Origin of the sequence: Streptococcus entericus DSM 14446, assembly GCF_000380025.1 — a bacterium.
GTDB lineage: Bacteria > Bacillota > Bacilli > Lactobacillales > Streptococcaceae > Streptococcus > Streptococcus entericus.
Genome location: NZ_KB904157.1, coordinates 34,201 through 60,416, shown reverse-complemented (window position 1 = coordinate 60,416; position 26,216 = coordinate 34,201). Strand labels below are relative to the sequence as shown.

The following is a 26,216-nucleotide window of genomic DNA, read 5'->3' as shown; positions in this document are numbered from 1 at the left end:
GCACATGGGCAATCTGCTTGGTGTCAGGTGTGCCTGTGACCTTGATGGTAAAGTTGGTTTTATACTCGTCATAGCCGACCACTTCGACCTTGGCTAGTGCCTTCTCGGCAACGGGTTTGGCTGTTTCAGTCGGTGTTGAGGCAGTTGGTGTTCCTAGTTCTTTTACAGGGACATAACTACGACTGCCAGAGTAGCTGACGTAACTGATCCACAGATGGTTGTCGTTCTCGACAGTTTTGTCATAGTTGGCTTTTTCACCTGCAGTGTAGTAGTCGCGGTCTGGTGCTGACATCTTAGGCTCGCTCTTGACCCCAACTCGCTCAGTAAAGGTATAAGTCCCACTAGATGGTAAACTTTCCTCTGACACTTGGGAAGCAGGAGTAGTTGCGCTGGTCTCAACAGCAGCACGAACTGCAATAGCAGGACTAGCTTCGGCCGTAGGTGTCGTCTCACTAACAGTACTTGATTCAGCAGGCGTTATAGTTGTTGCCTGAGAGGGTTCGGTGGTTGGTGGTACGGGTGGTTGCTCTACGGATGTTTCATTAGCGGCTACTTTACCAGAAGCCAATAGCATTCCCAGAAAAACAGGAATTGTCAAGTAGAACTTCTTACGTTGATTTTTCATGATCATCCTCCTGAATTTATTATAGCATATAAGCCTCAATTATGCGACTGGCTTTATAATTTTTTATTCGTAAATTGAAACTACAAACAATTTTATCCACATCATTAAGAATGAAAACATTCGACTTCTGAAAATAAAAACTTTAAAACTCGCATTTTCATTGCTTTAAATATAAAACGAGAGAAGAACACAATTGTCCTCTCTCGGTGCTAGGCGTGTTTAACCCACTACAGTTGATAAGTAGCCGGTTTTATTTGAAAGGCTGAAATCAATTTTTGACCGGTTTTGTTTTAGCTTCCTCAATTGCTTTTTGAATCGTTTGAGCGTAAAGCGTCGCACCTTTTACAATGCCGTCCCCATCACCTCCGAAGTGGATATTATCACTACCCACCCAAATATCTGGATTTGACAAAGCGGTCTGGTGCCAGTCAGCCAAGGTAATAAAATCATATGTCTTGGCTAGCGTTAGTTCATAATCACGAGTTTTTTGCGCAACAGGATTATCATATGTCGCTGAGTTACCGTCATAAGGCGTTATTAAGATTAAGTGGTAACCTTTTGGCAATTGTTCTACCAGTCGGTCAAGCTCCTCCTGATAATTATAGATAATATTAACACCCGTTCCAATGACAAGATACTTTGTTAAACTGCCGTTAGCAATATGGTTAGCAACAATCTCATTGGCTTGTGCGAGGTTGCGGCTCCCTTGGGCATCGACAAGAGCTTCAGGAAGTGCTTCCGTGATTGATTTGCTCGCCCGCAAGGTAACTGAGTCCCCAATGATAGTTACGCCTTCTGTGATATCATATTTAGATGCTTTTTCTTGTCCAGCAAGAGTGCGTGTCTGTTGCAGTTGCGTCGCTGCCTGATGCAGGTTATCGACCATCATCTGCCGCTCAAAGTCACCAGTAGCAGGGGCAAAGCTGATAATGAGCAAGGCAACTGCTGTAAATACCGCAAGACATCCTTGCAACCAGCGACGATAAGGAGCGATATCAATGACTTGACCCCAGATTTTTGCTTGCCGCCCTGCTAACCAAGGCTCAAGAAGGTAAAATGAAGCACTGGCAAAAATCAGTGATAAAGCAGTCGTGAGTAAAACAGCTAACAGATTTGGCATTACTTCTTTAAAGATATTGTACAGTGGCCAATGAAAAAGATAAACACCATAGCTGATGTTAGCTAAAAAACTGAGCACAGGAGGCTCATTGACTCCGTCTGGCGTTCGGTCACTCCAAATGCGACAAACCACAATCAAGACAAGAGTTGCCAAACTAGACAAGAGAAAACCAAATAAATAAGAAAAAATATGATTAAAGTCCAAAAATAGACCCAATAGAAGAAGAACGAGACCAGCTCCCGTTGCCAGCAAGGCTAACTCTTGTTTTTTAAGCCGTTGGCTCAGGCGTCTGTAAAAAGCTGTCGTCTCGAGCAATCCTATCAGTGTTGCCAAACAAGCCCCTAAAAAGAAGGGAAAAACATGAGTCAGGCTAGAAAAGTAAATGGTGGAGTAGTTAGTCACAAAGAAGCTACTGATAAACATGCTTGAAAATGTCACCAGCGATAAACAAGCAGACAAGAGAAATAAGCTCCCCCTCAGTCGGTTAATACGTGTTTCTCGTCGTGATAAGAACCAAACCAATAATCCCCAGAACAGGTAGAATTGAACCTCAATAGCCAAACTCCACGTATGGACAAATAAATGCGGAATAAATTGTGCTTCGTAATTGCCACCTGTTAGGATTTCATAAAAATTGGTTATAAATCCTAGGGCTGCCGCCACCTGACGCCCGATACTGGCGACAAAGTCTCGTCTAACCAGTAGCGTGAAAGGCAAGGTGACTAAAATAGATAAGACCAACGGCGGCAAAATTCTGTAGAGCCGTCGTCTAGCAAAACTTGCTAAGTCAATCTGCCCGGTTTGACTAAACTCATCGATAAAAACAGCTGTGACCAGATAGCCAGAAAAGGTGAAAAAGAGGTCAACCCCTATAAATCCACCTGAAAATTGCTTTTGAAAGAAGTGATAAGCCAAGACCAAGAGGAGACCGACCACTCGTATGATTGAAAACCATTTTATCTTCATTTTTGATAAATCCCTTGTTTAAATGTGCCGTCATAAACAGCTTTATCCTCAGTGTTTAAGACTCCTTTACCATCTGCCTGACCGTTTTTGAACTCCCCTTTGTAAGTCCAACCCAAATGAGAAACAAAGGTGCCTTCGCCGTGAAAGACGCCGTTTTTAAACTGCCCTTTATAAGAATCACCATTTTCATAAGTCAGCTCGCCATAGCCATTTAAGCGATGGTTTTGGACATCACCAACGTAAATTAAGCGCCCATCGTCAAGAGTGAGCTCTGTTTTTCGACTAACCGTTGCCATCAGAAGGGTTAGGCTCATCAAGAAGACAAATAGAAAGGCTAGTTTTTCTAACAAAGGACGGTCAAACGATTGGGTTTTAGCTATTCGGTTTAGTTGTTCTTTAATCTGTCCAACCATGATTGGCACCCCCTTGTTACTAAGTGATAAGTCTCTTCAAAATCGCCTGTGTACCAAGGGTCAGGAACTCCGCCATCGCAGAAGAGAAAGATTTTGTCATCGTAGCGACCTGCCGAAAGCTTTTTCAAATCAATGACATTTTGGTCGTCCATCCCAATCACCACATCATAGTCTTCCAAGTCTGCAAGACTAATCTGCTGCGATGTTTTGTGAGTGTCATAAGGCACGCCGTAACGATTAAGCGTGTCTTGGGTGCCCTGATGAATTGGGTTACCATGCTCCCAGCTTGATGTGGCACGACTGACAACCGTCAGATGATGGTCATGGTCTTGCGCCAGCTGTTTCATCACAAACTCCGCCATCGGACTACGACAGATATTGCCAAGACAAACAAACGCCACTTTCATTTACTACTACCTCCGTAACATACGAGATCAACCCCGACTAATATAGGGAAACAAGAAACACCCTTATCAGTTGAATACTCATAAGGGATGATAACCTCATTGGTCAAAGATATTGCCAAGTTCCACCTTGACGGTATGTGATTTGACATCAATGCTAGACACACTAAGCAACGATTTATAAGTGAAGTGCTCACGGTGTTCTTGGGTATTGTCTGCAAAAACAGCCACTCCAACCAAGGTTGAGTCAAACTCTTCCAATAAGCTGGCCATACCTGAGATTGTCCCGCCGCCTTTTAAGAAATCATCAACAATCAAGACACGGCTACCTGGCGCTAGGCTACGTTTGGACAAGAACATTTTTTCGATACGGTCTCCACTTGAACCACTAACGTAGTTAACACTGACCGTTGACCCTTCTGTGATTTTGAGGTCACGACGAACGATAACAAAAGGCACATTAAGGACATTGGCCACAGCATTAGCTAAAGGCACCCCTTTGGTCGCAACCGTCATGACCGCATCAATCTTTTCTCCTTTGAAGCTATGAGCAATGATACGCCCGATATTTCTCAGGAGTTTTGGTGTGCTCAATAGATCAGATAGGTAGATGTAGCCTCCAGGAAGAATCCGATTGCTTTCTGACAAGCGCTCGCACAGCTCTAAAGCTGTTTGACGGGCTTCTTCTTCTGAAATCGTCGGTGTAAAAATGACACCCCCAGCCGCACCAGTAACGGTCTCCACCTCACCAATGCCACTGCTTTCAAAAGCTCTTTTAATGATGGAAATATCCTCAGAGATTGATGATTTTGCTGCTTCATATTTTTCAGCAAAAACATTCAGACCGGTTAATTTATAGGGGTTGTTAATCAAATAGTTGGAGATGACAACCATACGTTCACTGCGTTTTATTTTCATGTTATTAGCCACCTTTTCATGTTTTCCCCATTATATCATAATTCAAAAGAAAAGACGAACATTTTTGCTCAAATTGCCCGTCTCTCTTGGTATTCGTCTTAAAATCGTGGTTTGTAAAAGGATCGATTATCCATGGCAAAGATTTTTGCTGTCATTTCACCTGGTTCAATGCGATTGAGAGCTGTTGTCATCATCATCATCTCCGCATCGATATTATCAATCATATGGAGGATTTCTGCCTCCATAATCTTTGGACGAACAGGACTGCCATACTCCAACTGCCCATGGTGACTGAGCAGAACATGGCGGAGTACCGTCACATCTTCTTTAGTATCATCGATGTTTAGTTCAGTGATAATCTTGGTAATTTCTTCATTGACCAGGGCAATATGCCCAATCAAATTCCCCCTGATAGTATACTCCGTATTGTCAGGACCAGTTAACTCGATAACCTTAGCCAGATCATGGAGCATTACCCCAGCATAGAGCAAGCTCTTGTTGAGTGCAGGGTAAATATCCCCAATCGCCTCTGCCAAGCGAACCATGGTCGCTGTATGGTAGGCCAAACCTGCCTCAAAGGCATGGTGATTGGTCTTTGCAGCAGGGTAGGTAAAAAATTCTTTGTTGTACTTGCGGTATAGGGCACGAACGATGCGTTGCCAAGTCGCATTTTCAATTTTAAAGAGCATCTGCTCCAGATAATCACGAACATCCGCAGAGTCAACTGGTGATTTCTCCTTAAAGTCAGCAGGATCACTCGGCTCACCATCTTTTGGCAACCGCATGACGAGCTGATTGACCTGAGGCATCCCATTGTAAACTTCTCTGCGTCCTTTGACTTTTACCACACGTCCTGTGGTAAACGTTTCGATATTGTAGGGTTGGGCATCCCAGAGGTTGCCTGAAATTTCTCCAGTATCATCTTGAAAGGTCAAGGCAATATAATCTTTGCCTGCCCGCGTCTTTCTGACGTCAGCCGATTTGATGAGATAGAAACCAGTAAAAATCTCATCCTTTTTCATTTGATTAATCTTCATTATCTTCCTCATCTTCTAAAAGGGGCAAATCAAGTAGCGACTGGGTCTGACTGTCTTGATAGGCCTCAATGGTGGTCAGAGCACGCACGATAGCGTTGGTCCTGGTGGTCAAGACGCTGTCCAAGGTACGACTGGCGGTATTGAGCTGTTTTTGCGCCTTACTTAAAAGCCCAGAAAACTTCCCAAATTCGGTCTTGACATTGCCCAAGACCTTACTGATGTCATCCGCGTTTTTTTGGATATTGAGGGTCTTAAAACCAACTGATAGGGCGTTCAGTAGAGCCGATAAGGTCGATGGGCCAGCCACCAAAATCTGCTCCTCCCGTCGCAAGCGGTCAAAGAAATCAGCCTGCCTAACCACCTCGGCATAGAGACCTTCCGTCGGTAAAAAGAGAATCCCAAACTGGGTCGTTTCAGGCGGGTTCAGGTATTTTTTTTGAATATCCTTGGCAAAGCGTTTGACGCTGGCCAGCAGGGCTTTGCGGTGTTGGTCGATACCGTCACGGTCAGCCAGTTCATAGGCCTCTTCCAGACGGTAATAGTCTTCTAGCGGAAACTTGGCATCGATGGGCAGATAGACTGGAGTGTCTGATGCTTGGCCAGGGAGTTTAATCGCATATTCGACTCGCTCGCTAGAACCTGATACCGTTGCAAACTCACGTTCGTATTGGCTAGGGGTCAGCATATCCTCAATAATCTGAGCCAGTTGAATTTCTCCAAGAATCCCCCGTGTCTTGCTACCTGATAACACCTTGCTCAGGCTACCAACATCACGCGCCACTGTCTTCATTTCCCCCAGACCTTGATTGACACTCTCCAGCTGCTTGGATACCGTCTCAAAGGAGGTCTGCAAGCGTTGATTGAGGGTTTGATCGAGTTTTTCAGATACCGTTTGGCGCATATCTTCCAAGCGATGCTCATTAGAGGTCTGCAAATCTTTAATAGCAAGTGTCAGCTGGGTCTGCAGCTGCTCCAAGCGGTGATCCGTCTGATTGCGACTGGCTGTTAAATTATCGTATAAGGCTTCTCGTAGGTCACTAGATTGCTGATAAAGCCCATCTTGCAGGCGGAGCAACTGCTCCTGTTGGGCAAGGAGCTGATTTTTTCCTGCCATGTCAATTAGATAAGTCAGTTGGTCTGAGAGGTTATCGGCTTGGTTCTCTAAAGTTTTGATGAGTTGATCTTGCTGTTGCCGTTGCTGCCAGAGAACGATAATCAGCACCAACAACACCAAAACCACCATGACAAGGGTCAACAGAGCCATCACGCCCTCCTATCTCGGGATTGAATCACCACCGCATACCCTTCATCTAGGCTAAAGCGAACGGGCTGTCCCAAAAATTCATTGCTACTATAGACTTTCTTTTGGAAAAATGTGCTGCGCGTCATCTCGTATTTAGCTCCTTGAATGGTGAATTGTCCCTCGCCTGATGCCATAAAAGCAAGATAGGTCATCCCTTCTGCCTGTGTGACCTCATGGCTTCCAGCCGGGAAAAACTGGACACGGTTCAGGTCATCGACCAAAACCAGTTGCTGCATGTAGGGCGCAAGCTCTGGGTCGCTGGGCAAGAAGAGATTGGACAATTCATGGTCCAGTCGCCCACCAAAGGCACCAAAAATTGTCACTTCAGCTGTCGGGTATTGGGCAAAAATTAGTTTGAGGGCGAGTTCAGCATCCGTGTCGTTCTTTTCAGCCGGCGCTTGATGAAGTATCAGAGCATGATGTTTGATGGTCGCAAGCTCTTCTGCTGTCACCGAATCAAAATCCCCCACTGCCATATCCAGCGCCAGCCCATGTTCTAAAAGAAAGAGACAGGCTCGGTCAACACCGACATAGGCATCAAAGGTGCGTGGCACAAGAGTCGGCTGACCACCCAAGCAGAGGGCAATCCTAGGCATCTAGCACCTCACGCAGGCGAGCGACACCAGCTGTCAGGTCTTGCTTGAACAGGTAGGAACCCGCAACAAAGACGTTGGCGCCTGCTTCTTTGGCTAGGGCAATGGTCTGATCATCAATGCCTCCGTCCACCTCGATATCAAAGCTCAAGCCAAGGCGAGCACGCTCTTTTGCGATGCGAACGACTTTGGACATGGTTTCTGGAATAAAGGCTTGACCACCAAACCCTGGGTTAACCGTCATGATGAGCACCTGATCGACCAACTCTAGCACAGGAAAGAGGGCTTCAACTGGCGTGCCAGGGTTAATGACCACACCAGCCTTCATACCCGCTGCCTTGATTTTTTGCAGTGCACCATGAATGTGGGTAGTGCTCTCAGTGTGGATGGTCATAATATCTGTCCCTGCTTGGGCGCAGGCCTCCACATAGCGCTCTGGATTAACCACCATGAGGTGGACATCAAAGACCAGCTTGCTGTGTTTGCGCATACTGGCAACAACATCCGTCCCAAAACTAATATTGGGCACAAACTGACCGTCCATGAGGTCGATGTGGACATAGTCTGCACCGCTTTTCTCAATGCGCTGCAATTCACTGGCAAAATTGGCGTAGTCAGCAGCTAGGATGGATGGGGCAATTTTGTAAGAAGACATGGGTTACCTCTTTCTACATGGATATGGGAACAACGGGTTTAAAAAGGAGACAAGGATATGTCATTTATTTTTTCTTAGCAACTTTTTTGTAAGTTTCACGGCGGTTGTCAATTTCGCTGAGCAGTTGCAAGTAGTTATCATACCTAACCTGCCAGATGTCACCAGCTGCTACTGCCGGTTTCACGGCACAGGCTGGCTCATGGGTATGGGTACAGGTGCGAAACTTGCAAGACTGGCTGACCTTTGAGATGTCTGGAAAGGCCTGGTTGAGGTCTTCGCTAGTGGTCACTTGATAGTCGAGGGAGGAGAAACCTGGGGTATCCGCAATCTTGCCACCGAAGACATCATAAAAACTGACCGCTCGCGTAGTGTGGCGTCCTCGACCCAGACTACCTGAAATCTCACCTGTTTCGAGCTTCAAATCTGGGGCAATTTTATTGAGTAGAGTAGACTTGCCCACTCCAGTTTGTCCCATAAAGACCGTCACCTGATTAGTCAGAAGAGGCGCTAGCTCCTCGACACTATAGCAGACCTCATAACCTATCTTCTCATACTGCCTGCGAATCTCGTCCAGCTCTGCCATTTCCCCAACTAAATCCAGCTTGGTGATGTAAATGATGGGGTGAATCTGCTTGTGCTCCAAAAGCACCAAAAAGCGATCCAGCAGGTTAGGATTGAAGTCAGGCTCACGCGCCGACATGATAACGACCGCCTGATCAATGTTGACGATAGGTGGACGCACCAAAGCGTTATGACGATCCTCGATGGCTAGGATATAACCCTCTGACTGCTCCTCAGCAGAAAAGTCAACCCAATCGCCTACATAAGGCGTCTGTCCTGTCTTTCTAAAATTGCCACGCGCTCTAGTTTGATAAACCTGTCCGTCTGCCTCAACATAGTAAAAACCTGCCAAGGCCTTGATAATTCTTCCTCGCAAATGAACTCCTCTGTTTTTGTTTTTATTATACCATACTTTATCAAATGGCTCTACTATAGATAGTTACTGGAGCTGGGACAAAAGTCTCCAACTTAAACGTTGATAAGGTATTACTTGCAATACGCAGTGGTCGGAAGCAACTTTTACTGGCTTGGCCAGTTTTAGAGCTGCCACTGAACAGCTCATTATGTGCTTCAACGCCAATGAACCACTGCTGAATGCTTCAAGGTGCTTGAGCCTTGAAGGTGGGGAATCGTGAGTTGCAAAGCAACTCTCCTCCCTAATACGCTTATACTATCAGCTGTTACAGCCCTGCTCAACTTTGCGAGGGTGGAACAGCAACATCGACCTCTTTGGGTTATCGATTTTTGTCCCATTCCCTCGTTCACTCTGGAAAACTGCCACTGAACGACTAGGAAGGTTAAAAAAGTTCTGCCTAAGGCTTGATTTTTTTCATAAAATCAGCTAAGATAGTTATATCACCTGCGGAGGTGGTGGAACGGCAGACACGCATGCTTCAGGCGCATGTGCCCGTAGGGTGTGAGGGTTCAAATCCCTTCCTCCGCATTTCTTTAGACAATTACTGAGTTGAAGACAGAAACGTTTCAAGTGCTGTCCTTCAACTTTTTTCTTTTCCTTGAACTTTTTAGAAAAGAATTTTCTGTAAATGCTCTGCGGCATTATTTGAAAATACCTACCTGATTTGCCCCTGCTCAGCTTCAACTAAAAAGCACCAAAAAGTAAGCGTTGACATTTTTCTTTTCCTTAGGTATAATTGCTTTGAAAAGGCTTTCTTTAGGAGGTATAATCATGAAGCATCGTTACTTATATCTGGCTGGTATTACATTGGCTATGGCTAGTAGCAATCTATCCTCTGTCCAAGCAGATACCAGCGTAACTTACCCTGTCGCGAATTCAGCGGAGAGCAGTGCGACAACAACAGTTAATCAATCGGAGACACCTGCCGTTCAGAACAAGGAAAATGACACTTCATCAGCTGATAATTTAATTAGCCAAGATGTTAGTGATGAGGCAGAAGTAACAGATTTGGTTAATCATATGACTAATCGGCAAAAAATTAGCCAAATGCTAATGCCTGATTTCCGTAAATGGCAATCTGAAGGTTCTGATATTGCGACAGATTTAACCGCTGTTAATGCAGAAATTGCTGAAGTCATCGATAACTATGACTTTGGGGGGGTAATTCTCTTTGCGGAGAATGTTAAAGAAACGGAACAAACTCTCCAATTAACTCAGGCTATGCAAGCTGCGGCTATCAAAAATGAAGCTGACAACGGCAACATCCCTCTGTTAATTGCTATCGACCAAGAAGGAGGTATCGTTTACCGATTGGGCTCTGGGACAGCTCTACCTGGTAATATGGCCCTTGGAGCTACCCGTGACCCCGAACTTGCTAGACAAGCAGGTGAGATTATTGGGAGAGAACTTTCTGCTCTTGGAATAAACGTCGACTTTGCTCCTGTTCTAGACACAAACAACAATCCACAGAACCCTGTTATTGGTCTACGCTCTTTTTCTTCAGATCCAAATCTCGTTGCTACTCTCGGAATACCACTCATGAATGGTATTCAGTCTTACAATGTCGCTGTGGCTGCAAAACACTTCCCAGGACACGGGGACACTGCAGTTGATTCTCACACTGGATTGCCATTAGTTGATAAATCCATAGAAGAATTAAACGCCTTAGAGCTGGCACCGTTCAAAGCCTCAATGGAAGCTGGGGTTGACATGGTTATGACAGCCCATATCCAGTATCCGCAAATCGAAAAAGACACCTACGTGTCAAAAACTACCGGAGAAAAAATTCATATTCCTGCGACCTTGTCAGATGATATTTTAACTGGCATTGTCCGTAATCAGTATGGTTATGATGGTGTGATCGTGACAGATGCCATGAATATGGATGCTATATCAAAAAATTTTGGTGAGTCCGAAGCTGCAATTATGGCAATTAATGCAGGTGTCGATATTGTTCTGATGCCTACAATATTGCGCAGTAAAGCTGATTTAACCAAAATTGATCAAATTATCAGCGATATTGAAGCAGCGGTGATTAGAGGAGACATTACTCAAAGTGCTATAGATGCTTCCGTGCGGCGTATCCTAAAATTAAAAGCTAAGCGAGGTATTCTAGACTTTGACCTCACTGCTAGGACTTCTGAAGCAGCAAGAGCAGCAGTAGGATCGGACCTGAACAGAAGTCTGGAGAGAAAAATAGCAGCTAGTGCCGTCACAGTTGTAAAAAATGACGACACTGTGCTTCCATTTAAAGTTTCAGATGGTCATCATGTTTTACTTCTCGGAGCATATAATAATGAACTGCCTGGACTAACTCTTGGGATGAGACGCTTACAAGCGGATGGGGTAATTCCTAAAGAAGTCACTTTTGAATCGGTAAGATATGATGCTAAAAGTAGTGCTGACAGTCTTAAGGAAAGCTTGGAGAAAGCCACACATATTGTCGTTATTTCTGAAATTGGACGTGAATCTCACTTGGCCAGTGATCATTGGTTGACAAGAGTTCCTACTGAAGTCATTGATTATGCTAATAAATCAGGGAAACCTGCCGTCGTGATGAGCATCTCAAAACCTTACGATGTTGCTAACTACCCTTCAGCTAAAGCAATCGTCGCCGTTTATGGCAATAAAGGCATGGACCCGACGGAAGCCCTCCGCCCAGACAATGCTTTTGGACCTAATATTACCGCCGGTGTAGAAGTAATCTTTGACGGTCTAGAGCATAAAGGAACTCTACCTGTTGCTATACCTGTCGTTCAAAATGGTTTATTAAGTACCGACCAAATTGCTTATCCAATTGGATTCGGACTAACTTATGATGAACCTGCTAAAGGAATTTCACTAATTCTACCAAAAGCAGCCAAGACTAATGAAGCATTTCCTATCGGTATCCATCTAGGTGACCTAAAAGGCATTGAGAAAGGGCCATACCAATTACACATTCAATTCAACCAAAACGATATTGAGATTATAAGCCAGGATGATTTTTCTGTAGAAGGCGATACTATCGTCATCAACCGAAAAGCTAACGATCTCTCGGATATCTCTCTAATCGCAAAATCTAAACTAAATGGTAAAATTATCCCAATTATAGCCATTAATCTTGTCGATAAGCTGGGTCGAGTATTTGGACTAGGTTCTTCCGCCTTCCAAGACCACTCTGTACTTACCACTTCTGATGTCACAGTCGATCGCCCAATAAATCCAGCACATGACACGATGTCATCTGATAAAAACTTAGTTAAAAATCATAATAATTTTAGTCTCACACCAGTCGCTGCATCAGCTAGAGAAGAAATAAACCGTAATAAAGAAAATGCACAAGAAGTCTTGCCAAAAACAGGTGAGAAACAAACCCACTTCTTCACATTGACTGGATTTGCAAGCCTTCTATCATTTATGTTGCTGAAGAGAAAAAGAAAAATCGTTAATTGAGCTAGAGATTGCTTAACATTATGGTAATTTCATAAATAAAAAGGTAGCACTTGCCTAAATTCGATTTGGGTTGGTGCTGTCTTTTTTCTCAAGCTATTCGTATTAAGGAGCAATTAACTACACACTCAAGACTATTCACGAGAATCTACCCAAAAGTTTTGGACAAGGTAGTAGTTTAGGATGCTCATTAGATTTTTGATGACTTGTCATCTGTTGAGGTCGTTTTTGGATTAGTTATAGAGCAAAAAACTGCCCTTAAAAAGGACAGTTAGTCAAATCTATCATCTTGCTTCTTGCGTAACATCGAAGAATCTAGCAAAGTTAGCTAGGAGCATAGTTTCATCACAGACAGTCGTGCCAGCTCTGCCATGCCAAGCGTCTGCGTGAGCTTATCCTTAACCCCCTCTGACTTGCCAAAATGATTGGTCAGGTTGTTCTAGAGTTTCTTTGATTGACAAAGCAGGCCTCAGACACACGGAAAAAGACATCCTGCCTCCTATACTTCAAAATTTCTTACTATTTGTTTTTCCTCCTCAGTCAAATCAAACAAGTCCATAACCAGGTCATCCTATCACCAGATTAAGATGATTTACTTTTTCAATGCCAGGAGACTCTTTCTTCATCTCCTCCATCAGTTGCTCAACAGCTTGTGCTACTTCTTCTTGCTGCGTATCGGTAGCATCTGGAATTGGGAATGCTCCAAGTTCATTAACTTTGAACTGTGGGAAAAGACGACGTTGGAATTTATCAAATTTCATGAAAAACCAAGGAGAGAGCAAGCGAGAGTTCAAAATGCCCAAGAGGTAGAAAGGATCGACCTGAATATCTGTGATAATCATTGAGTTCAAATCATTGATAACATTACTATCAGTATAAACAGCTTCAACAGCATAGGAGAATATCCCGCCTTTACGCAAAAGTTGATAAGCCAATTCCATAAAAATAGTATAGGTATTGGTTTGGTATTCACTTACTTGATAAGTCCTTGAATAGTAGGCTTTCATCTCATCTGTAAAGGACTGATTACGAGCAAAGATATAAGGCGGATTCCCAATGACAAGGAAGTGACCAGATCCAACCGTTGGGTCTGTTGCCGTGTCTAATTTGATACAACATAGCGGAGCGGAATTTCTACCCCTTAACGATGCACCCGCACAGGTGCATTTTTGCACACCTCTCATAACGATGCCGTATGCACCGTTACGGAGTAAGGTATTCGGTTTTATCGCTGCCTGTGCGTACATTGCATTCTCCTCGTGGAACTGGATTTAACCTTGAAATAAAGTCTGAATTGTCGGATCGTAATCCGTATCAATGAGTGTGACTTGCTCACCGCTTCGTGCATATCCCTCAATGTAAATACGATTATCTTTTTTCAAACTGTCAATTTTACAGTCAGTATCATCCAACCTCGATTCTATTACAGACCCATATTTCTTTATCTCGTGGAAATGGGCATCAATATATGCGTCCGTCATCGCAAGGCAGATGAATTTAATAGAGAGCAAATATGTCTCATCAAAATCCTTTCTCCAATCAAACGGAATATAGCAGCCCTCCACAATCAGGTTTTGCTTATTCTCGATTGCGGTCTTTATCATTTCCCGGATAATCGGCCAAAGATAAGTTGTAAGATCATCGTCCTCCGGCGTGAGATTGGTATTCCCGCTGCGGAACAGTCCCATTTTCAGATGATCAATTGACAGATACGGGTAATGGTATTTTTCGAGCATCTTCTGTGCCAGAAGCGTTTTTCCGGTGTGTGATGCGCCTGTTATCAGTATGATCATAGTTTTGCCTTCAATTCCTCTCTAACCTTTTCCAAATCACTGCACGTTAAGATTGGAATAAGGCTATTGATTTCTCTGATACTTTTATCCCACCATTTGAAACGGAGCATCAGGTCAATCAATTCTTCATCAAATCGTTTTCTTATGACTTTTGCCGGATTTCCCACCACTATTGTATACGGAGCAACATTACTGCCGACAACACTATTGGCTCCGATGATAGCACCGTCCCCGATATTTACTCCTGGAAGGATTACTGCATTCTGCCCGATCCACACATCATTACCAATTACAGTATCACCCTTGAATGGCATATCCGATGCTATAGGCGCATTCCTTTTTCAATCGCTTTGTCAATTTCAGGTGCAATTACTTGTGAGTAGAGAAAATCAGTTCTATTGCTGGACAGTTGATTATTCCTAAATTTTGTTACCAGATCAACTAATTTTCCATTCTTAAAGAAATGTTTTTCAAACTCTTTAGCTTCTACTATAAACCAAGATAGACCGTTTGTGATGATACACTTCTTAACTTCAAGATTTTTTCAAAAAGTCGTTCATATAGATAATAAGCAATTATTTCTTGAAAAGCTTTAGCATTGATTCTATCCGTCGTCATCATCTCTGCTTTATTAGACAAACTTTTCTACTGGAAGTATTAATGAAATTATGGGGCATAATTCCTTCCAAAAATACTTTAAGAAGATTTTTTTGGTACTCCTCAGATTCATCTGCCTTATCATATAAATGAGTTAAATAGCTGATTAGTTTCTTTGCAAATACATCTTTCTCTTCATCAAGTTGCATAATTGCTTAAACAGAGCGATTCATACTCTCTTTTAATGTAATTCCCTTTATTGCCATGAAATAGACTCCTAAGCAGATTTATCTAAGAGCTGATAGTATTGATCTATTGTGTAAGCAATAGACTAAGGGTACCCTTAGCGATATTCATACATATTATACCATGAATTTTTACAAAAAATAAAACCCCACCAAGATTAAATCTTGATGGGGTTTTGGAGGGAATGAAATCATTCCCCTCTATTTTAATCGTTTTGAAAACACGTCAAAACTTGCTATGCTAGGGTTCCGCAATCAAATTGCGATACTCTATTATTTAAGCGTAACTGAAGCGCCTGCTTCTTCCAATTTAGCTTTAAGCTCTTCAGCTTCTGCTGCGTTAACACCTTCTTTAACAAGTGCAGGTGCTCCATCAACAAGCTCTTTAGCTTCTTTAAGACCAAGACCTGTGATTTCGCGAACAACTTTGATAACGCCAACTTTTTTGTCACCAGCAGATGTCAATTCAACGTCGAATGAATCTTTAGCTTCTTCAGCAGCACCACCAGCAGCTGCAACTGCAACTGGAGCAGCAGCAGTAACGCCAAACTCCTCTTCGATAGCTTTTACAAGGTCGTTAAGCTCAAGGATTGAAGCTTCTTTGATTTCAGCAATAATGTTTTCAATGTTCAATGCCATTGTAGATTCCTCCAAAATATGTTTTTAAATAGGTTGTGACAAGGTCACGATTAGGCTGCTAAGATTAAGCAGCGTCTTTGCTTTCTGCAACTGCTTTGACAGCAAGTGCAACGTTGCGAACTGGTGCTTGAAGTACTGAAAGGAGCATAGACAGCAATCCTTCGCGGTTTGGCAGGGTCGCAAGTGCAACGATTTCTTCTTTAGAAGCAACCGCACCTTCAATGACACCACCCTTGATTTCAAGAGCATCAGCTGTTTTCGCAAAATCATGAAGTGTTTTAGCTGGTGCAATCACATCTTCGTTAGAAAAAGCGATAGCTGTTGGACCAACGAAAACGTCAGCCAATCCTTCAAGACCAGCAGCTTCTGCAGCACGACGCAAGATAGAGTTTTTCACAACTTTATACTCAACGTCAGCGCCACGAAGATTACGACGAAGAACAGTATCCTGCTCAACAGTCAAACCACGCGCATCAACCACAACGATTGAGGCTGCAGCTTTCATCTTCTCAGCATAAACTTCAACGAGTTCTGCTTTTTTAGCAATATTTGCTTGACTCATTAGTGTTTTACCTCCGTTTTTATTTTTGGTTGGAAACGAAAAAATCGCATCCAAACCCAGACACGAAAGTACAAATACGTAGACGATTTTATCACGTTTTTGTGCCTCGGCAGGATGTTTATGAGTTAGACTCCCCTGCTGTCTTAGGTCAGTTTTATTCAAAACCTCTAATAGGTTATCACAATCTAAGGGTTCTGTCAAGGATTTAAGACAATTTTTTTATACTGTATAGATAGACCAGTTTAAGGATGATAAGCAGATAATGGCAGATGAGTGTTGAGAGAAATCCAGTTGCCAGCCTAATTCGACCAATACATCCCACAAGCATGCAATTACCAAACATAAAAAGACTAAAACAGCAGTCCCAGTCTCTTCATGTGATGTTCAAATAAGCCAGATAGAGCAGTTAGGAGCACGTCTTGTTTTGCCAGCTCTAGACTTGCAAAGCAACCGCTCAACAACCATCCTGACTGTTCAGTTAGGCAAGGCGAGAGTGAAAGAAATGGCGTTCTGACAAACTATGATTAGTCCCCACTCGCTCTTACTGTCATCAGTTATTATCTATGCCATAAAGGCTGTAATCTCTGCCACAGAGAGGGAAGAATCACAAACCACCTTAACGTCTTGCTGGGTGGCAACCAAGAGCCCTGGCACTGTTTTCACGCCATATTTAGCACGCAAGTCTTGCAAAGCAGCATCAGACACATTGCTGCTATCTACAAAGTAAATTGACGCGTTAGTGTCAGCTTGGGTCTGCGCCAATTTTGGTGCAAAACGTTGACAATATGGGCAAGTTGGACGCCCAATAAAGGCAATAACTTTCTCTTCTGTTTGAATCAGTTTTTCCAACTCTTGGGCTGTTACTGGTGTAAACTGTTTGACAGCTTGTTCAAATGACATGTCCTGTCCTCCTTAAAATGATACCACATTATAGCAAGATTTTCAGCCAAGTTCAATTATCTGCTACGCCAGAAAAGCCCAAAAGAGGCTGGGACAACAGTCCCAGCCTTCCTTTCTTGTTATTGTTAACAAAGTCAGACGCAGTGGTTGAGCGGAGGTGAGGGAAACTCGAATTCTACCGAATTACCGATTGAGTCCCACTCTCTTTGCTAATCCTGACGTTCCAAATCTCGTAACATTTGGTCAATTTTATTGCCATAAGCGATGGACTCGTCTTTGATGAAGGTCAAGTCAGGGATTTTATAGAGGGTCAGGGTTTTCCCTAGCTCACGCTTAATGGTCCCCTTAGCCTTTTCTAAGCCCTCTTGGGCTTTTTTATTATCCGATGCCAAATCTGACAAAATAGTATAGTAGACCTTGGCGGCGGATAAATCACCCAACATTTGGACATCGGTGATCGTCACGCCTTGGACACGTGGGTCACGGATGTGCCGCTGCAAAATCTCATTAACCTCACGTTTGACTTCCATACCAACACGGTCTGCACGATGGTTAGCCATAGGTGGCTCCTTTCTATCTCTCTTAATGATAAGATGACAGCTAGGACAAGCCTAGCTGGAACATCTTTAAACAGTGTCATTGTTCTGGTACTTATTATTTTTACACAACTGATTGTTCAATGGGCAACAAGCTCCAGCTTCAACTTTCTGATTTTTTAGCTCCCTAGAAGCAGGGCTTTTTAACGTTTAATCTCTTCCATGATGTAGGCTTCGATGGTGTCATCAATTTGCAGGTCATTATAGTTTTCGAGCATCAAACCACCTTCACGACCAACTCCCAGTTCTTTGACGTCATCTTTGAAGTGTTTGAGGCTAGCAAGAGCACCATCGTGAATCACGACACCGTCACGGATAACACGCGCCTTGGCATCACGTTGGATTTTACCACGAGTGACCATAAAGCCGCCGATGGTGCCGATTTTAGCCACCTTGAAGGTCTCACGAATCATGGCTTCACCAATGATTTTCTCTTCAAATTCTGGATCAAGCATACCCTTCATAGCATCTTCAACTTCCTCGATAACCTTGTAGATGATGCTGTGAAGACGGATTTCTACATCGTCGGTATCGGCCTGCACACGCGCTTGCGGAGTCGGACGAACGTTGAAACCGATAAGGATAGCGTTTGAGGCTTCCGCCAGGGTCACATCAGACTCGTTGATGGCACCAACAGCAGAGTGAACGACATTGACCTTAACACCTTCCACATCAATCTTCAAGAGGGAACTAGCAAGGGCTTCAACCGAACCTTGCACATCAGCCTTGATAATGACGTTAACAGATTTGACCTGACCAGCCTTGAGGGTATCAAAGAGGTTCTCTAGGCTGACACGTTGGGTATTTTGACGTTGTTTGAGCAGGGCACGTTTAGCACGCTCTTCACCAGCTGCGCGCGCCGCTTTTTCATCCTCATAAACCGCAAAATGGTCACCCGCCATCGGCGTTTCGTTGAGACCAGTGATGGACACTGGGGTAGATGGTAGAGCTGACTTGACACGACGTCCCAAATCATTGGTCATGGCACGGACACGACCAAAGGTATTGCCGACAACGATTGGGTCTTGGACGTTGAGTGTTCCCTGCTGTACCAAGAGGGTCGCCACAGCACCTTTTCCTTTATCCAGCTGGGCTTCAATAACCGTACCGATAGCACGGACCGTTGGGTCTGCCTTGAGTTCTTGGAATTCAGCCACCAAGAGCACCGTTTCTAAGAGGGTGTCGATATTCTTACCAAACTTAGCAGAGATTTCCACAAACTCAGAATCCCCGCCCCATGATGCCTGCATAACGCCATGCTCTGCTAACTCATTGATAACACGGCTCGGATTAGCATCAGGCTTATCAATTTTGTTGATTGCCACAATAATCGGTACGCCAGCTGCTTTAGAGTGGTTGATGGCTTCAACGGTTTGTGGCATTACCCCATCATCTGCTGCCACAATCAGGATAGTGATGTCGGTTACTGATGCTCCGCGCGCCCGCATGCTTGTGAAGGCTTCGTGTCCTGGCGTATCAAGGAAAGTGATTTTCTTGCCATTTTCCTCAATCTGATAAGCACCAATATGCTGGGTAATCCCCCCAGCTTCTCCAGTTGCCACACGAGAATTGCGCAGCGTATCAAGCAAGGTGGTCTTACCATGGTCAACGTGTCCCATGATGGTCACGACAGGTGCGCGCTCCACCATATTTTCAGGGTTGAGGTAGTCTTCATCCACAAAGAAACGTTCAATATCAGCATTGTCTACTTCAACCTTAGCCTTGGCTTCAATGCCGTAGTCCACCATAAGAAGTTCAATGGTGTCACCGTCCAGAGACTGGTTCTGGGTCGCCATCACGCCCATCATGAAAAGCTTTTTAACGATCTCCGCTGGCTCACGTTTGATGCGCTTAGCGATGTCAGCGACCGTCATGCCTTCGGTGTACTCAAATTCTTTTGGCAGTTCGTGGAACTTACGCTCTGTTACAGGTGCAGGAGCACCCTTGCCTTTTTTGTTTTTCTTACTGTTGTTCCAGTTAGAGTTTCGTTGATTTCTCACTTGGTTTTGATTCCAATTTTTCTTATTTTTTGTTGGTTTAGGGCCGTCTTCATTTGAAAAATCACGGGATTTTTCAGGACGAGAGGCTTTTTTACGACGATTGTCTGGAGCAGCCGAAGCGGTTTTTTCTGCCTGAGGAACTGGCTGGGCTTTTGGTGTTGACACACTTTGCTCGAGGCGTTCTTGAGCTGCTAATTCTTCTGCCATGCGTGCCTTACGAGCCTCTTCCAAAGCTAGTGCTTCGCGGCGTTTGGCTTCTTCTTGCTCGCGGAAGCGTTGCTCGCTATTGCGCGAATACTCAGCATTTTGCTCAGCCTTAAGGGCTGCTGCCCTTGCCTTAAAGTCAATCCGAGGCGCTGCAGCGTTGCGATTTGGCTGGCGGTTATCCTGCTTATGTCCTTGGTTGCGGTCATTGCGGCGGTTGTCCTGCTGACGACGATTGTCACGGTTTGGTGCACCTGCTTGCCCACGCTCCCGTTGATTACGGTCTTCACGCTTGTTGTCCCGACCTCGCTCTTGACGGTTACCTTTGCCTTGCCCACTATGCCGCTGCTGACCACCCTGTTGACGACGCTCTGCTTCAGCCTTTTGTCGTGCCTCACGTTCTGCCTTGAAGTTACGGCTCTGCGGGCGAGCTGGGGTCGGCTTACTCTCTGCTGCCTGCTCTACTTTTGGTTCGACTTTAGGCGTTATTGGCGCTTCTTGGGTCGCTTTCGGCGTAGATGGCTGAGCAACTACCGTTTTCTGGCTAGATGAGCGCTTGGTTTCTTCAGTATTTTCAACAGGTTTTGCTGCTGAAGTAGCTGGCGCTTTGTTATCAGTTGTCGAGCTTGCTTGATGTGGCTGAGCTGGCGTTGCCTTGGAGGCTCCCCCACCAAAACTTGCAATCAAGCGCTTGGCCTCACCTTCGTCCACACTGCTAGAATGACTTTTGACTGAAAGCCCCAATTCCTGAGCCTTGGCAACTAAATCTTTGTTACTGATACCCGTTTCACGGGCAATTTCATTAATTCTTTTTTTAGACAAATCGTGTCCTCCTCGTCCTTTAGTCCATAAGAGTCCTCATTTTCTTTGAAAATCCAGCATCACTAACTGCCACAACCTTTCTGGGTCTGCCGATAGCGCTGCTAAGGTCCAGCGTATCAAACACTGTTGAGACTTCTATATCGTAATATTTACATTTATCCGTCACGGTCTTGATCAGGTTCTGACTAGCATCCTTGGCCACAAAGACCAGTCTTGCTTGCTCGGTCTGGATAGCCTTGACGACCAATTCCTCGCCTGAGATAAGTTTTCCAGCACGCTGAGCCAAGCCCATGAGGTTTAAGAGTTGTTGCAACTTATTCAAGACCTAACTCTCTTCTTTTTACTTTGTGATCCACATAAGCAATCAGTTCATCGTAGAAGCTCTCTGGCACATCCATGGAAAAACTGCGGTTAAAAACCAGTTTTTTCTTGGCCAATTTAGCTTCCTCGTTGTCTAGCTTGATGTAGGCGCCGCGACCGTTCTGTTTGCCAGTAGGGTCAATAAAAATCTGACCGTCCTTGTTTTTGACAATACGCAACAGGTCGCGTTTGTCGATAATCTCGCCAGAAACCACTGATTTGCGTAGGGGAATTTTGCGTGTTTTTGCCATAACGCCTCCTGAGACCTAGCCTTCAGCAGTCACTTCTGTACTGCCTTCTGAAAGCTCTGTTGGCTCTGCTGAAGCAAACACCTCTTGCTCTGCTGCCATAGCCTCATACTCTGACGCAGACTTGATATCAATGCGGTAACCTGTCAAGTGAGCTGCCAAGCGAACGTTTTGCCCACGACGACCAATCGCCAAAGATAGCTTGCTGTCCGGAACGACGACAAGGGCGCGCTTGCTGTCTTTCTCATCAAAAATCACATAATCCACCTCAGCTGGTGCGATGGCATTGTAGATGTACTCGGCTGGGTCTTCAACCCACTGGATCACGTCAATGTTCTCTTCAACAGGAACAGAGAGCCCTGTCTTAGCATCGATTCGTTTCGGATGGAACTTGCTAATCACTTTTTGGATATTAGCCCCCTTACGACCAACGATCGTACCGATGGCATCAACATTAGGGTTGTGGCTACGAACCGCCACCTTGCTACGGTCACCAGCTTCACGAGACACACTCATGATCTCTACCGTGCCATCAAAGACTTCAGGAATTTCCTGTTCCATGATTCGCTTGATAAACTCAGGGTGGCTACGGCTAACAAAGACGTTAACCCCGCGCGGATTGTTTTCAACCTTATACACATAGACTTCGATGCGGTCGTGAGACTTGAAGGTCTCTCCTGGAATTTGGTCTTGGTGAGAAAGCTGAGCTTCGATGGTGCCTAGGTTGACATAGATGAAACGATTATCGAACCGCTCAACAGTTCCTGTCATGATTTCACCTTCGTGCTGTTTGTACTCGTTGTAGGTCACCTCACGGAATTGCTTGCGCATCTTTTCCATGATGGTTTGTTTAGCTGACTGAGCCGCCACGCGACCAAATTCCTTGACAGACTCCTCAAAACGAATCTTGTCTCCCAGCTCATAGGCAGAGCTGATAGCCAGAGCGTCTTTGAGGCTGATTTCTAGACGACTGTCAAAAACCTCGTCCACAACTTCACGGACAGTATAAACCTTGAAATCCCCTGTTTTTTCATTAAATTCAACAACAGCTGACTCGGCCTGACCGTACTTTCTACGATAGGCTGACTTGAGGGATTCCGTCACCGTCTCGATGATGTCTGCCTTATTGATGTGCTTTTCTTCTTCCAAAATACGGAAGGCTTCTAACATTTCTTTGCTCATGGTATGTCTCTCTCAAAAACAAGTTGTTTTCTTGAAAATAAATCCTTTCCTATAATTTTACAGCTAATCTGGCTTTGGCAACCAGTTGATAAGGGATGGTCACCGTTTTTCGTCTGGTCTTATCCAGATAGTCTAGGGTGAGCTCATCGTTGTCAAAGCTCTGCAATGTGCCTTCAAAAACCTTAACCTTGTCAATAGCCTGATAGAGACTGACGTTAATGTAGCGACCAACCGCTCCTGCCAAGGCTTCCTTGGTCTTGAGCGGACGCTCCAGACCAGGGCTTGAAATCTCCAGAAAATACTGGTCTGGAAAAGGGTCTGGTGCGATGGTATCTAGCAGGGGACTAATGACCTCTGTCAAATCCGCTGTATCATCGACCGTTATCCCGCCAGGCTTGTCGACCAAAATCGACAGGACATAATCGCCCCCCATCTTCTCGTACTCAATGTCCACCAGCTCATAGGGAGCAGCGATAACAGGTGCCACCACCGCTTCCACCAGTTCAATAATCGTTGCGATAAGAATCCCTCCTTTTCAACAAAGAGAAGACGAAGTTGTCACCCCGTCTCCTTTCTTCATCATTAATTTTCTATCATTATAGCATTTATTCATCAAGGATGCAAGAAAAAAGCCTAAAACGACACTATTTACTGGACTAGATACAGCTTTAGCCAATTAAACAGCAAAATCATGCCCGCCGAGCGCATGACAAAAACATCGCTTTCAGGTAATGATTTTTATGAAAAATTATATGTTTAATCATGACATGTTGTTATAAATGTCAGCGGAAAAGCAGATGAACCCATGCACCTAGGTAAATGTTGTGAAAATTTTTTGAAAAAATTTATGTCGCTAGAAAATAGTGACACGAAGTTTCTTCATGCGTTTGGCGTGAAAATCACAATTCTCATCTTGCAAACAGGACTGGAGTTTTGCTATAATGAAAAGACAATACAAAAAAGGAGAATAGCCCATGAATATCTTTGATGAACTCAAAGCCCGTGGCCTCGTCTTTCAGACGACAGACGAAGACGCCCTCAAAAAAGCCCTAACAGAAGGGACTGTGGCCTATTATTCGGGCTATGATCCGACAGCCGACAGCCTTCACCTCGGACACTTGGTGCCAATTTTGGTCTGTCGTCACCTGCAATTAGCGGGACACAAACCTTATCCGCTGGTTGGCGGAGCGACTGGCCTCATCGGTGACCCGTCCTTTAAGGATGCGGAGCGGAGCTTGCAAACCAAAGAGACCGTTGACGGTTGGGTGAAAAAAATCCAAGGACAGCTCGCACGCTTTCTTGATTTTGAAAACGGAGAGAATAAGGCTGTTATGACCAACAACTACGACTGGTTTGGCAGCATTAGCTTCATTGATTTTTTGCGTGATGTCGGCAAGTATTTTACCGTCAACTACATGATGGGCAAGGAATCCGTAAAAAAACGCATTGAAACAGGCATTTCCTACACCGAATTTGCCTACCAAATCATGCAGGGATATGATTTTTACGAGCTCAATCGCCTCTACGATGTGACCCTACAAATCGGCGGCTCCGACCAGTGGGGCAACATGACCGCAGGTACCGAATTGCTTCGCCGAAAGGGCGATAAAACAGGACACGTCATCACTGTTCCCCTCATCACCGATAGCACTGGCAAAAAATTTGGCAAGTCCGAGGGTAACGCCATCTGGTTGGACGCAGACAAGACCAGCCCTTACGAGATGTACCAGTTCTGGCTCAATGTTATGGATGCTGACGCTATCCGTTTCCTCAAGATTTTTACCTTCCTGTCTTTGGAGGAAATCGCTGAGCTGGAAAGCCAGTTTCTCGCAGCACCACATGAGCGCCTTGCCCAGAAAGTTCTAGCCAAAGAAGTCGTGACCTTAGTACACGGCGAAGAAGCCTACCAGCAGGCCCTCAAGATTACCGAGCAACTCTTTGCAGGCAACATCAAAGAACTCTCCGCTAAAGAACTCAAGCAAGGACTCAGCAACGTACCAAACTACACCGTTAAAGCCGATGACAGCCCCAACATCGTAGAACTGCTCGTCACCTCAGGTATTGTCAACTCAAAACGCCAAGCCCGTGAAGATGTCCAAAATGGTGCCATCTACCTCAACGGCGACCGCATCCAAGACCTCGATTACCAACTGGCTGATACAGACAAAATCGACGGCGAGCTGACCGTTATCCGCCGCGGCAAGAAAAAATATGCCGTTCTGACTTACTAAACAACCCTAATAAAAGCGCATAACACTTCCTGATGCTATGCGCTTTTTTAATGCCATTTGTCGGTTTTACCTAGCCTCTTGTGCTAATCACGAATAAAGTGTCGATCATGTGCTGAGAAATTCGCCTCATCAGAGATTAGTCGTTCCGCAGTCATCCGCAAGTTATATTTTTCGCGGAGAGCGATGATCTCTGCCATTTGAGGAGAAGCATGGTGGGCATCAAGGGCTTCTTGATCCGCCCAACTATCAACTAGAAGCACTGTTTCTGGATCGCTAAGGGAAGAAAAGTAGTCATAGCGCAGATTACCTGATCGCTGGCGAATAGTGGTCGCCAAACCAGACTGCTCCATAGCGGCTACAAATTCCAGAGCTCTGCCATTTTCACCACGATAAGTTAATAAAAAAGTTAGTGTCATCGTTGATTGATGTCCTCCTTTGCATGGACTAATTGGGTAATAGTTCGACAATAAGGCGCTGAGCTGCCGATTGTTTCAGCCACTTGTGCCACAAATCCATTGAGATAGTCAACTTCCGTCAGCCGCTTATTTTTCACCAAATCCTGATGCATGGAGGGATAATGATGCCCAACCTTAGTCGAGACGTCAATGATGTATTGATAGGTGTCTTCAAGATCAAACCTTAAGCCGTAGTGAGCGGCTACAGCGATGAATTCCGACAACACCTGCCTAACTAGCCCCATCGCAGAAGAGGAAGACAGCAGCTCATGTAAGTTCGCATCTAACAGAGCACTAGTGGCATTCATTGTGCCATTTATCATGGCTTTTTTCCAAATGGCATGTAAAACATCATTAGTATAGGTCGCGTTTAAACCAGCTTGATTGAGGACTTCAACCAGCTGCTCGCCTACCGTTCTCTCTGTATCCGCCAAGCACTGAATGGTCAAGGAACCTGACCCACGTAGCTCGACTTGACCAGGTCCTATCAAGCCTGCTGTCCAAACAGTCACTCCCATAATGATCTGCTCTTTTCTAACAAACTCTTGTAAGGTCTCAATATGACCAAGACCATTTAAAAGGCAGAGGAGTTTCGTTTGCTCACCGATAATCGGCTGAATATCGTCTAGCATTTGACGTAGCTGGGTTGACTTTGTCAGGACCAAGACCAAATCTGCTTCTCGCGTGGCTTGTGTTGGTCTCATGATTGGCAACTGAATCGTTTCATTCACATCACCTGTGATCATAAGTCCCTTATCTTTTATAGCTTCAATATGCTCTGACCAATTATCCAGGAGAATAACCTCATGACCAGCCTTGCTAAGAGCAACTCCAAAACGGCTACCGAGCGCACCCGCACCTGCAATATAAACTAACATACTTGTCCTCCTCACTCTAGTATAACATAGTAAAATCAAAAGAGCTACTCACCCTGTCAGGA

At 44.7% G+C, this 26,216-nt stretch carries 24 protein-coding genes, 1 tRNA gene, 3 pseudogenes and 1 other annotated feature; of the genes and pseudogenes, 3 read left to right on the top strand and 25 right to left on the bottom strand.

Annotated elements, in window-relative coordinates; genetic code table 11:
• The 10 genes from A3GW_RS0103055 to rsgA form a co-directional block, all read right to left on the bottom strand.
• Positions 1 to 625: SH3 domain-containing protein (locus A3GW_RS0103055; protein ID WP_026216562.1), on the bottom strand; the 625-nt coding region annotated here is incomplete at its 3' end.
• Between the two features lie 268 nt (positions 626 to 893).
• Entirely contained in the window at positions 894 to 2,711 is a 1,818-nt protein-coding gene (locus tag A3GW_RS0103050) for an acyltransferase family protein (RefSeq protein ID WP_018367852.1), read from the bottom strand.
• Positions 2,708 to 3,124, bottom strand: a complete 417-nt coding sequence (locus A3GW_RS0103045) for an MORN repeat-containing protein (protein WP_018367851.1) — start codon at positions 3,122 to 3,124, stop codon at positions 2,708 to 2,710. The genes A3GW_RS0103050 and A3GW_RS0103045 overlap by 4 nt, the downstream gene beginning before the upstream one ends.
• Complete coding sequence (locus A3GW_RS0103040) at positions 3,097 to 3,531, bottom strand: low molecular weight protein-tyrosine-phosphatase (RefSeq protein WP_018367850.1); 435 nt, start codon at positions 3,529 to 3,531, stop codon at positions 3,097 to 3,099. The genes A3GW_RS0103045 and A3GW_RS0103040 overlap by 28 nt, the downstream gene beginning before the upstream one ends.
• Before the next feature lie 96 nt (positions 3,532 to 3,627).
• A complete protein-coding gene (gene purR / locus A3GW_RS0103035) occupies positions 3,628 to 4,446 on the bottom strand; it encodes a pur operon repressor (protein ID WP_018367849.1) in 819 nt (272 codons plus the stop codon).
• A 98-nt stretch (positions 4,447 to 4,544) separates the two neighbouring features.
• The gene (locus A3GW_RS0103030; protein WP_018367848.1) at positions 4,545 to 5,483 is read right to left on the bottom strand and encodes a 3'-5' exoribonuclease YhaM family protein; all 939 of its coding nucleotides are present in this window, start codon (positions 5,481 to 5,483) and stop codon (positions 4,545 to 4,547) included.
• Positions 5,473 to 6,747 carry a DNA recombination protein RmuC gene (locus A3GW_RS0103025; RefSeq protein WP_018367847.1) on the bottom strand — a complete coding sequence of 425 codons (1,275 nt, stop codon included), beginning with the start codon at positions 6,745 to 6,747 and terminating at the stop codon, positions 5,473 to 5,475. Before A3GW_RS0103025 ends, A3GW_RS0103030 begins: the two co-directional genes overlap by 11 nt.
• Positions 6,747 to 7,382: a thiamine diphosphokinase gene (locus tag A3GW_RS0103020; protein ID WP_018367846.1), complete on the bottom strand. Its 636-nt coding sequence runs from the start codon at positions 7,380 to 7,382 to the stop codon at positions 6,747 to 6,749. Before A3GW_RS0103020 ends, A3GW_RS0103025 begins: the two co-directional genes overlap by 1 nt.
• Positions 7,375 to 8,034, bottom strand: a complete 660-nt coding sequence (rpe, locus tag A3GW_RS0103015; protein ID WP_018367845.1) for a ribulose-phosphate 3-epimerase — start codon at positions 8,032 to 8,034, stop codon at positions 7,375 to 7,377. The genes A3GW_RS0103020 and rpe overlap by 8 nt, the downstream gene beginning before the upstream one ends.
• A 64-nt stretch (positions 8,035 to 8,098) precedes the next feature.
• Positions 8,099 to 8,971 (bottom strand): ribosome small subunit-dependent GTPase A, encoded by an 873-nt coding sequence (gene rsgA, locus A3GW_RS0103010; RefSeq protein WP_018367844.1) that lies wholly within the window; start codon positions 8,969 to 8,971, stop codon positions 8,099 to 8,101.
• A 485-nt stretch (positions 8,972 to 9,456) separates the two neighbouring features.
• Between rsgA and A3GW_RS0103005 the strand changes: the two genes are divergently transcribed.
• Positions 9,457 to 9,538: transfer RNA gene (locus A3GW_RS0103005), tRNA-Leu, on the top strand.
• Positions 9,539 to 9,781: 243 nt separating this feature from the next.
• Complete coding sequence (locus A3GW_RS0103000; RefSeq protein WP_018367843.1) at positions 9,782 to 12,445, top strand: glycoside hydrolase family 3 N-terminal domain-containing protein; 2,664 nt, start codon at positions 9,782 to 9,784, stop codon at positions 12,443 to 12,445.
• 496 nt (positions 12,446 to 12,941) lie between these two features.
• Here the strand turns inward: A3GW_RS0103000 and A3GW_RS0102995 are convergent.
• The 13 genes and pseudogenes from A3GW_RS0102995 to rimP form a co-directional block, all read right to left on the bottom strand.
• Positions 12,942 to 13,515 (bottom strand): annotated as a pseudogene (locus A3GW_RS0102995) (TaqI-like C-terminal specificity domain-containing protein); the annotation flags it as partial.
• A gap of 198 nt (positions 13,516 to 13,713) precedes the next feature.
• On the bottom strand, positions 13,714 to 14,235 hold the full coding sequence (locus A3GW_RS0102990) for a P-loop nucleotide/nucleoside kinase family protein (RefSeq protein WP_018367842.1): 522 nt from the start codon (positions 14,233 to 14,235) through the stop codon (positions 13,714 to 13,716).
• A 124-nt stretch (positions 14,236 to 14,359) separates the two neighbouring features.
• A pseudogene (locus A3GW_RS12190) lies at positions 14,360 to 14,552 on the bottom strand (DapH/DapD/GlmU-related protein); the annotation flags it as partial.
• A 14-nt stretch (positions 14,553 to 14,566) separates the two neighbouring features.
• A pseudogene (locus A3GW_RS11385) lies at positions 14,567 to 15,041 on the bottom strand (DUF7149 domain-containing protein); the annotation flags it as partial.
• Positions 15,042 to 15,350: 309 nt separating this feature from the next.
• Positions 15,351 to 15,716 (bottom strand): 50S ribosomal protein L7/L12, encoded by a 366-nt coding sequence (gene rplL / locus A3GW_RS0102975; protein WP_018367840.1) that lies wholly within the window; start codon positions 15,714 to 15,716, stop codon positions 15,351 to 15,353.
• Positions 15,717 to 15,780: 64 nt separating this feature from the next.
• Positions 15,781 to 16,278 carry a 50S ribosomal protein L10 gene (rplJ, locus tag A3GW_RS0102970; RefSeq protein ID WP_018367839.1) on the bottom strand — a complete coding sequence of 166 codons (498 nt, stop codon included), beginning with the start codon at positions 16,276 to 16,278 and terminating at the stop codon, positions 15,781 to 15,783.
• Positions 16,279 to 16,306: 28 nt separating this feature from the next.
• Positions 16,307 to 16,444 (bottom strand) — a sequence feature (ribosomal protein L10 leader region).
• 395 nt (positions 16,445 to 16,839) lie between these two features.
• Complete coding sequence (locus A3GW_RS0102965; RefSeq protein WP_018367838.1) at positions 16,840 to 17,178, bottom strand: DUF6568 family protein; 339 nt, start codon at positions 17,176 to 17,178, stop codon at positions 16,840 to 16,842.
• A gap of 209 nt (positions 17,179 to 17,387) precedes the next feature.
• Positions 17,388 to 17,738, bottom strand: coding sequence for a 30S ribosome-binding factor RbfA (gene rbfA / locus A3GW_RS0102960; RefSeq protein WP_018367837.1), 351 nt, complete (start codon positions 17,736 to 17,738; stop codon positions 17,388 to 17,390).
• Positions 17,739 to 17,917: 179 nt separating this feature from the next.
• Positions 17,918 to 20,800: a translation initiation factor IF-2 gene (gene infB, locus A3GW_RS0102955; RefSeq protein WP_018367836.1), complete on the bottom strand. Its 2,883-nt coding sequence runs from the start codon at positions 20,798 to 20,800 to the stop codon at positions 17,918 to 17,920.
• Positions 20,801 to 20,819: 19 nt separating this feature from the next.
• Positions 20,820 to 21,092 (bottom strand): YlxQ-related RNA-binding protein, encoded by a 273-nt coding sequence (locus A3GW_RS0102950; RefSeq protein WP_373659486.1) that lies wholly within the window; start codon positions 21,090 to 21,092, stop codon positions 20,820 to 20,822.
• A gap of 22 nt (positions 21,093 to 21,114) precedes the next feature.
• Positions 21,115 to 21,411: an RNase P modulator RnpM gene (gene rnpM / locus A3GW_RS0102945; RefSeq protein ID WP_018367834.1), complete on the bottom strand. Its 297-nt coding sequence runs from the start codon at positions 21,409 to 21,411 to the stop codon at positions 21,115 to 21,117.
• Between the two features lie 15 nt (positions 21,412 to 21,426).
• Positions 21,427 to 22,590, bottom strand: a complete 1,164-nt coding sequence (gene nusA, locus A3GW_RS0102940; RefSeq protein WP_018367833.1) for a transcription termination factor NusA — start codon at positions 22,588 to 22,590, stop codon at positions 21,427 to 21,429.
• Between the two features lie 49 nt (positions 22,591 to 22,639).
• A complete protein-coding gene (rimP, locus tag A3GW_RS0102935; protein ID WP_026216558.1) occupies positions 22,640 to 23,116 on the bottom strand; it encodes a ribosome maturation factor RimP in 477 nt (158 codons plus the stop codon).
• Positions 23,117 to 23,564: 448 nt separating this feature from the next.
• On the opposite strand from rimP, the gene tyrS reads away from it, so the two are divergent.
• Positions 23,565 to 24,821 (top strand): tyrosine--tRNA ligase, encoded by a 1,257-nt coding sequence (gene tyrS / locus A3GW_RS0102925; RefSeq protein WP_018367830.1) that lies wholly within the window; start codon positions 23,565 to 23,567, stop codon positions 24,819 to 24,821.
• A gap of 83 nt (positions 24,822 to 24,904) precedes the next feature.
• On the opposite strand, the gene A3GW_RS0102920 is transcribed toward tyrS, so the two are convergent.
• Together A3GW_RS0102920 and A3GW_RS0102915 are read right to left on the bottom strand one after the other, a co-directional pair.
• A complete protein-coding gene (locus tag A3GW_RS0102920) occupies positions 24,905 to 25,237 on the bottom strand; it encodes a putative quinol monooxygenase (protein WP_018367829.1) in 333 nt (110 codons plus the stop codon).
• Positions 25,234 to 26,154 (bottom strand): 2-dehydropantoate 2-reductase, encoded by a 921-nt coding sequence (locus A3GW_RS0102915; protein ID WP_018367828.1) that lies wholly within the window; start codon positions 26,152 to 26,154, stop codon positions 25,234 to 25,236. Before A3GW_RS0102915 ends, A3GW_RS0102920 begins: the two co-directional genes overlap by 4 nt.
• Positions 26,155 to 26,216 lie beyond the last annotated feature (62 nt).